The sequence below is a fragment of the Microbacterium sp. SCN 69-37 genome, assembly GCF_001724435.1.
GTDB classification, from domain to species: domain Bacteria; phylum Actinomycetota; class Actinomycetes; order Actinomycetales; family Microbacteriaceae; genus Microbacterium; species Microbacterium laevaniformans.
Genome location: NZ_MEEL01000010.1, coordinates 1 through 7,977, shown reverse-complemented (window position 1 = coordinate 7,977; position 7,977 = coordinate 1). Strand labels below are relative to the sequence as shown.

Annotated in this window: 7 protein-coding genes; 5 read left to right on the top strand and 2 right to left on the bottom strand. The window is 69.0% G+C overall.

Going from position 1 to position 7,977, the window contains the following annotated elements; genetic code table 11:
• Window positions 1–252: 252 nt before the first annotated feature.
• Complete coding sequence (locus tag ABS64_RS01085) at window positions 253–1,113, bottom strand: cation-transporting ATPase (RefSeq protein WP_292680198.1); 861 nt, start codon at window positions 1,111–1,113, stop codon at window positions 253–255.
• Between the two features lie 152 nt (window positions 1,114–1,265).
• Window positions 1,266–1,574 (bottom strand): winged helix-turn-helix domain-containing protein, encoded by a 309-nt coding sequence (locus tag ABS64_RS01080; RefSeq protein ID WP_292680196.1) that lies wholly within the window; start codon window positions 1,572–1,574, stop codon window positions 1,266–1,268.
• Between the two features lie 106 nt (window positions 1,575–1,680).
• On the opposite strand from ABS64_RS01080, the gene ABS64_RS01075 reads away from it, so the two are divergent.
• The 5 genes from ABS64_RS01075 to ABS64_RS01055 all read left to right on the top strand — a co-directional run bounded on the left by ABS64_RS01075 (window position 1,681) and on the right by ABS64_RS01055 (window position 7,708).
• The gene (locus tag ABS64_RS01075) at window positions 1,681–3,207 is read left to right on the top strand and encodes a proton-conducting transporter membrane subunit (RefSeq protein ID WP_292680195.1); all 1,527 of its coding nucleotides are present in this window, start codon (window positions 1,681–1,683) and stop codon (window positions 3,205–3,207) included.
• Window positions 3,204–5,663 carry a DUF2309 domain-containing protein gene (locus ABS64_RS01070; protein WP_292680193.1) on the top strand — a complete coding sequence of 820 codons (2,460 nt, stop codon included), beginning with the start codon at window positions 3,204–3,206 and terminating at the stop codon, window positions 5,661–5,663. Before ABS64_RS01075 ends, ABS64_RS01070 begins: the two co-directional genes overlap by 4 nt.
• Entirely contained in the window at window positions 5,663–5,980 is a 318-nt protein-coding gene (locus ABS64_RS01065) for a transcriptional regulator (protein WP_292680191.1), read from the top strand. Before ABS64_RS01070 ends, ABS64_RS01065 begins: the two co-directional genes overlap by 1 nt.
• Entirely contained in the window at window positions 5,977–6,813 is an 837-nt protein-coding gene (locus tag ABS64_RS01060; protein WP_292680189.1) for a DUF6671 family protein, read from the top strand. Before ABS64_RS01065 ends, ABS64_RS01060 begins: the two co-directional genes overlap by 4 nt.
• A 319-nt stretch (window positions 6,814–7,132) precedes the next feature.
• Window positions 7,133–7,708, top strand: coding sequence for a GrpB family protein (locus ABS64_RS01055; RefSeq protein WP_292680187.1), 576 nt, complete (start codon window positions 7,133–7,135; stop codon window positions 7,706–7,708).
• Window positions 7,709–7,977 lie beyond the last annotated feature (269 nt).

Genomic DNA, 7,977 nt, shown 5'->3' with positions numbered 1-7,977 from the left:
GGAATGATCAGCCCCGACGAATACGAGGCTGCCTACTACGCGGCCCTCACACCAGAGCCGCTCCCCGCATAGAAGCGGCACAGAACCTGGGACGGTTCAGTGAAGGCCGTACGGTCCCCGAACGTGCGGCTGGCCTCACTGATCAGCGCCGGCAGGCTCGAAAACGGCGTCGGCACCATCCTCCGCCCCGTCACATGGGCGAGGCGTTCCCCATTGGTGTCGCCCGGGGCAGGAAGTGGATGGGTCATGACATCACCGGCCGAAGATGTCGCCCAGGCCAGGAATCTCCCACGTGGAGATCTGCTCCCCGACACCCGTGAGATGCTCCCCGACACCGGCGACCTGCTCGGTAACGCCGGCAGCCAGGTCGCTGACGCCACCGGCGACCTGCTCGGTCGCGCCCGCAGCCACGTCGCTGACGCCGTCGGTGATGCCCTGCACATCCACCGCTCCGGCGAGGGCGTCGAAATCGACACCGGCAGAGACCGCGTCGGCGAGCAGCGGCACCGCGATGGCGCTGGCGATCGCGCCACCCGCGACAGCGACCAGCAACCCGCCGCCCGCTGCCGACGCAGTGATCCCGGCGGTGCGGGGGCCAGGTGTGCGGGCCAGGATGCGTGCGAGCAGGCCGGGGTGTGATGCCTCCGCGCGGGTGGCGGTCCGGGCCAGCGCGGCCGGGCTGGCGCTGCGCGGTTGCTCCCCGGGGGGCAGGCTGATGCGCAGCTGCTGGTGCAGGTCGTCGCGCTGATCGGGGGTGAGGCGGGTGAACGCGTCGGTGTGGATGTGTTCCAGCTGCGCGGGCGGCGCGGTCTGCAACAGGTACTGGTAGCGGGCCAGCGCGGCCCGGTCCTCATCCGCAGCCGGTGGCGTCAGCCCGACCACCGCCGGCGGACGTGTCGGCGACGCCGGTGGCGGTGTCAGGGTGGGGGCCGTGCCCGCAAGTTGACTGCTTCCCGGGTCGGGGGGAGCGGGGGATGCGGTGACGGCGTTCACCGCATCCCGCACGGTGTCCTTCCATCCCCGGGGTGCTCCCTCCGACGGCGGTGTTGTCGGCGGTGAGGGCTTCAGCGCGCGAGACGCGAGGGCCGTGAGACGGTCAAGCATGCTGGGCATCAGGGTTCTCCTCCTGTAAAGACGTCGATGGTGGGGTGGTGGGGTGCGCGGGCCGGGTGTCCGCGGGGGCGCCGTCGGGTGGGGGCGCGTCGAACAGGTCCCCTTCCCGACCTATGTAACAGGAAAAGCGTGTCCTATGTCAAGTGTGCGGTTCAGACCGCGGGATGTTCCGCCGCATCCGGGGCGGCGGGAGAGGCGAACGCGTCGAGGAGTTCGCCGATGTGGTGCCCGCGGTCCAGCGGGTGACGGAGCGGCCGGTCGGGGTTGAGCCGGTAGGTGTTGCGCCGGCCGACCCGTTCCCTGGTGAGGTACCCCTCCGCCTCGAGTTCCCCGACGATGCGCTGCGCGGCCCGCTCGGTCACTCCCACCAGCGTCGCGACATCGCGCAACAGGATCTGCGGGTTGGCCGCCACACACAGCAGCACATGCGCGTGATTGGTCAGAAACGTCCACTGCGCCATCCTCCAACACTACGCCGACCGTCGCCCGATTCCGCACATCGAATTAGCGCTTCGAAATACGTGCTATGTTTTTCGTGTTTTAGGCGTCCGGTAGTGAGGGAGTGTCATGGGGTTCGTGTTGACGGTCGCTGTCGCGGCTCCCTGGGTCGCCGCTATTGTCGCCGGGGTGCTTCCCGCGGCAGCGGGGACGGTTGCGCGGGTCGCGGGGTGGGTGACTGGTGTCGGTGGCCTCGCCGCGGTCGCGGTCGGCGTGCTCGCCGTGTTCGGGGAGCAGCCCACGGCCGGGGGGTGGTGGGCCGGTGATGCGGTCGCGGTGCTGATGCTGCTCCTGGTCCTCGGGCTGAGCTGGGTGATCCAACTGTTCGCAGTCCGGTACCTGCGAGGGGATGCCCGGCAACGGTGGTTCGCAGTGTGGGCCAACGCACTGACCGGCAGCACGGTGGTGATGGTCTGCACCGGGACGGTGCTCACCTTCACCGCCGGGTGGGTGGCCGCCGGAGTCTCACTGGTGTTCCTGCTGGGCACGTACCGGTCCCTGCCGCAGGCACGGCAAGGGGTGCGGCGCACCGCGGTCAGCTTCCTCATCGGCGACGCCGCCTTCCTGGTCGCGATCACCGTCTTGGTGGTCAGCGCCGGCGGGGATGTCCGCCTGAGCGAGCTCGCGGCCGCCACCGGTGCCATCCCTGAGGCGGGAGTGATTCTGGTAGCGATACTGCTGGTCGTAGCCGCGCTCGCCCGTTCCGCGCAACTTCCTTTTCATCGGTGGCTGCCAGCGACCCTGGCCGCCCCGACGCCGGTGTCCGCGTTGCTGCACGCCGGGGTCGTCAATGCCGGCGCGATCCTGGTGATCCGCTTCTCCCCCCTGATCGCCCCGGCGGCGGTAGCGATGGCGATCATCTTCACGGCCGGCGCCGCCACGGTGGTGTACGCCGCCGCGGTCCGGATGGTCAAACCAGATGTGAAGGGCCGGTTGGTGTTCTCGACAGCGGGGCAGATGGGATTCATGATGATGGCCGTCGGGCTCGGCGCGTTCGCCGCCGCCGTGTTCCACCTGATCGCCCACGCCCTGTACAAGTCAGCGCTGTTCCTCTCCGCCGGCACCGGGGTCGCCGCGCACGCGGACCAGCGCACCTGGCCCACTCCCGAACCCGCCGCCCGAGCCCGAACGGTGACCGCGATGGCCCTCGCCGTCGTCGTGCCCGTCGTGGTCCTGGTCGCGGCGAAGGCGGTGGTTGCCCCGCAGGTGACCGCCGCCAGTGTCGCGCTGCTTGGATTCGTGTTCTTCACCGCCGCCGTCGCGGTCGGGACCGGCCTGGCCCGCCGGCTCACCCTCTCCACCGTGATCGCGGCGGTGGCCGGGATCACGGCCATCGGGTTCTTCTATGTCGCCTTCCTCGGGCTGTTCGAGCACCTCATCACCCCACCCGAGCCCGCTGCCTCAGTCACCCCCTGGCTCCTCGTGGTCCCGGCCGTGCTGCTGCTGGCACTCCAGCTCACCGCGACCAGGCTGGGCAGGACCAGCCCGCTGCACCGGGTCCTATACGTACGCACCCTGGCCGCGTCATCCGTACCCGTACCCCCCAACCGGCGATCCGCCTCGATCCCACGCATTCAGAAGGAGACTGTGTCATGAGCCTGCTCGTGCAAGCCCACGTCGCCCAAGCCGCGCAGGAGGTGGTCGCGTCCTGGCCGATCGGGTCATTCATCGCGGTGAACCCGCTCGCCGCCCACGAACGCACCCGCTTCGAGCACAGCCACGAACCCGGGACCACCCTCACCCGTCCGCTCCGCGACTACCACGCCGACCACGCGTCGGGCCGGATCACCGGGGAGGACCTGAGCCGTAGCCTGCAGGAGCGGATCCCGGAACTGGCAGGGTTCGGCCCGCTCGAGGTCGGCGCGATGAGCTGGTCGGCGGCAGAGATCCTCCGGGAGGAAATGCTCACCGCCGCCCCTGCCACTCCCCCAACGCGCGCCCCGTTCGCGCCCTCAGATCCGCTCGAGCGGTACCTCACCACCTGGCTGGGGGCTTTCCTGGACCCCGACCCGCAATGGCCGATGCCCGGCCGCGCGCACGGCTTCTACACCGCCTGGCATGCCCTCGCCGCCCACGACCCCACCCTGACCCGGCCCCAGCGCCGCCGCCTCTGGGCACTCCCCGACCAGGCCCTCCCCTCACTGGCGGCATCCCTGGCGCACCTCGGGGTCGAGGACGCCGACACCGTGGACACGCTCCGGGCGGAGCTGGCCGCCCTCCCCGGGTGGACCAGCTATCTGAAATGGCGGGCCGAGCACACCGGCGACATCACGCTGACCGACTACCTCGCCGTCCGCCTCGCCCTCCGCCACACCCTCACCCTCCCGCCCCTCCGGGTCCCCGCGCGGCGCCCGTCACCCGGTGCCGCAGCATCGGGTCCGGTGCAGGACGTGTGGGAGCGTGCAGAACAACTCGCCGCCGCTCTCAGCCCGTTGACTCCGACCCGAACCGAAGTGGCCAGCCTGGTACGGGTGTTGATGCTGCACCCACCAGCCGATCATGCCTTCACTTGGCAGGCCGCGTACGAAAACCACTACCGCACGGGTCTGCTGCGATCGATCACGGCGCGCTCGGCGGGCCCGGACCGGCCCGAGATGCAGGTGGTGATGTGTATCGACCCGCGCTCCGAAGGCGTCCGCCGGCACCTGGAGAGCACGCAAGGGGTCGAAACGCTCGGGTTCGCGGGGTTCTTCGGCGTCCCCGTCCGGTTCGCCCCCTACCAGGCCCGCGGGACCGTCGATTCCCTCCCCGCGCTGCTGCGGCCCCGGCACGCGGTCACCGAAACCCCCACCGCCCCACCGCGCGCGCGCATCCGAGGCTTGCGATTCGTCGATGCCGCTGCGCACTCCCTGCACGCCACCGAAAACTCCACCGCCACCCCGTTCGCGCTGGCCGAAACCACCGGCTGGTTCTCCGGCGCCGCCACCCTCGCCCGCACCCTCACCCCCGCCCTACACCACCGCCTCACCCAGGCCTGGCGGAACCTGATCGCCCCACCCCTGCCCAGCGAAGTGACGGTGGCGGACGCATTCACCCTGGAAGAGCGCGTCACCCTGGCCGAAGCGGCCATCCGGATGATGGGCCTGGACCGATTCGCGCCACTGATCATCCTCGCCGGGCACGGATCGACCAGCACCAACAACCTCTACCAGTCCGCGCTGGACTGCGGCGCCTGCGGCGGCAACCCCGGCGCCGTGAACGCCCGCGCCGCCGCCGGCATCTTCAACGACCCCGCCGCCCGGGAAGCCCTCCGCGCCCGCGGAATCGATATCCCGATCGACACCGTGTTCGTCGCCGCGCTGCATGACACCGTCGCCGACACCGTCGCGATCCTTGACCCGCACCTGATCCCTCCGACCCATACGGCCACGGTGGACGCGTTCCGGGAGCTCGCTGAGCACACGGCGGAGCTACTCGTCCGAGAACGCGCAGCCGACCTCCCCGGTGCGCACCCCCAGCAGTCCCTGTCGCGACTGCGTGCCCGCGCGCACGACTGGGCAGAGGTCTACCCCGAACTCGGGCTCGCTGGCAACGCCGCCATGGTCATCGGCCCCCGAGAAATGACCGCCGGGGTGAACCTGCACCGTCGGGTGTTTCTGCACTCCTATCGCCCGGAACTGGATCCGGACGGGGCCGGGCTGGAGACCATCCTCACCGCCCCGCTGATCGTCGCGCAGTGGATCAACCACCAGTACTACTTCTCCACTCTCAACCCGGACACCCTCGGGGCGGGAACCAAAACCATCCACAACGCGATCGGCAGCATCGGCGTCCTCGCCGGTCACTCCGGCGACCTGCGCCGCGGCCTGCCCCGCCAATCCGTCGCTGTCGGTGACACCCTCCTGCACGAACCGCTCCGGCTCAGCGTCATCGCCCAGGCGCCCTTGGATCGAATCAGCAGCATCATTTCCGGCAACCAGGTCCTGCGCGACTTGTTCGACAACGGATGGATCACCCTCACCGCCCGCGCCACCCCCACCGACCCCTGGCAGCGTTACACCGACTACGGCTGGGCCACCTGGACCGCCACCCCTGAAAAGGAGACCCCCTGATGCACGGACTGACCCAGATGACCAAAGTCGAGATCGTCGTCCCCGGCAGGGACGCCCCTGCCATCCGGGAACTGATCACCGCTGCCGGCGCCACCGGTTACACCGCCGTGTCCGGGGTCTCCGGTATCGGCCACCACGGCCAACACTCCGGAGCGTTGCTGTTCAACGACTACGACACCCTCACCATGCTCATCACCGTCCTCCCCCCCGACCGGGCTGAGGAACTCATCACCGCCGCCCGGGAACTGCTCACCACCTGCAGCGGCGTCATGTTCGTCACCGACACCTACGTCAGCCGCCCCGATTACTTCCAATGACCCCCAACCCCTACCGCGGGACCACCATCGTCTTCGCCACCATGCACGGCAAAGACGCCCTCGCCCGCTCGGCGTTCCGCACCGTCTTGGACGCCACCGTCATCACGCCCGCCGGGATCGACACCGACCAGTTCGGCACCTTCGCCGGCGACATCCCCCGCACCCTTTCCCCCCTGGACGCCGCCCGCGCCAAAGCACGCCTGGGCGTCGCCGCCACCGGGGTGCCGACAAGTCTTGCCAGCGAAGGCAGCTTCACCACAGAACTCGGGTGGACAACCCGGCAGACAGAACATCTCCTCTTCCTCGACCAGGACCGGGGCATCGAGGTGACCGAATCCCACAGCACCACCTTCCCCGTCGCCCCCGGCAGGCACATCACTACCACCGCGCAAGCCCTCTCCCACGCCACCACGATCGGCTTCCCCGAACAAGGCCTCATCATCCACTCTCGCGACGGCGCCCGAATCATCACGCACAAGAATCTCCGGACCCGCGACGACCTGACACTCGCCATCGACCATCTCCTTAGCGAGAATCTCGCCGTGTCCGTGATGCCCGACTATCGCGCGCACCGGTCCCCCGCGCGCGCGGCCGTCATCGCCACCCTCTGCGCCCGAATGGCCCAGCGCCTCGGCACACCCTGCCCCGGCTGCCGTGCGCCCGGATACGGGCGCGTGAAAGTTATTCCCGGGCTCCCCTGCGGCCTGTGCGGAACCCCGACCCACATCCCCACCGCCGACCTCCACGCCTGCACCACCTGCGACACCACCCACACCCACCCCCGCACCCCCACCACCGCCGACCCCCAATGGTGCGACACCTGCAACCCCTGACCACATTGCAGCCGACCCCACGACGCTCGCGCGACGGGAATCTCCGGCGCAAGCAATCACGCGGGGCACGGCCGGCGAGACACGCCCGTAGTCAGGCGACGAGCCCGCAGAAACTACAGATGGATTGGCGAAAACTACAGATGGGTCGTCATCGGACATTGCAGCGGTACTGCTGTCCGGTGACAGTGAATCTGTCATTCGTGCCAATGATTCGGTGGCCCGCCCCGGCGAAAAGCCGCCGATCCGCGCTCCGCGCCGGACGCCATCTGAGCTCGCCAGTGACAATGAATCGATAGTTCGCCGAAGCTAACCTGGCAAGGTGTCTCAAGCTGGAGCCCTCGCCGCCGCCTTCGCTGGTTCAGCACTCGGACTTCGGCGCGGCGTCGTGCAGGTCGCACCAGCCACGGACGCGTGGGCGCACACGTTTGCTGAAGCTCGCGCCGCCATGCTGGCCGACGCTCCCCGAACCGTGGCTGCGATCGAGCACATCGGATCTACGTCAGTCCCTGGGCTGGCGGCGAAGCCAATCCTGGATATCGGGATCGGCGTCGATGGCTCTATCCGGAACACTGATGTGAATGACGTAGTTCATGGCTGGCTCACCGAACTCGGATTCCTGTTCCGCGGTGGCGCGAACGACGTGCGCCCGGATCGCATGTACGGGTACGAACTCGAGCCGATGATTCGGCTCGCCAACATCCACGTGTTGGAGTACGGCTCGCCCGAATGGTGGCACTACATCGGCTTCCGCGACTTCCTGCGGACTCACCCGTCCGAACGTGACGCGTATCGAGACCTCAAGCTCGATCTATCCCTCCAGCATCCGGGCGATCGGATCGCCTACATCGATGGCAAGGAGGCCTTCATCGTTGAGCGGCGGGAACGGCTGGGATAGATAGTCGCACGGTGATTTCAGACCGGCGCCACCCACGACTCGTCCGTCGGCGGCCGGTCCTGCTCATCGAGTGCGGCAATCCATGGATGCCCGGGGTGCGCAGCGGCCAGCGCGGACCGCAGCCAGCGTTGGCGCTCAGCATCGAGCAGCGGGAGACTAGCGTCGAAATCCGGCTCATCGCAATTGAGGGTGTAGCAGTGGCCTGAAGCCGCCGGCTTCGAGCAGTGATCTGGCGATGTAGTTGGTGAGGTTGCGGAAGCCGAGGGCGG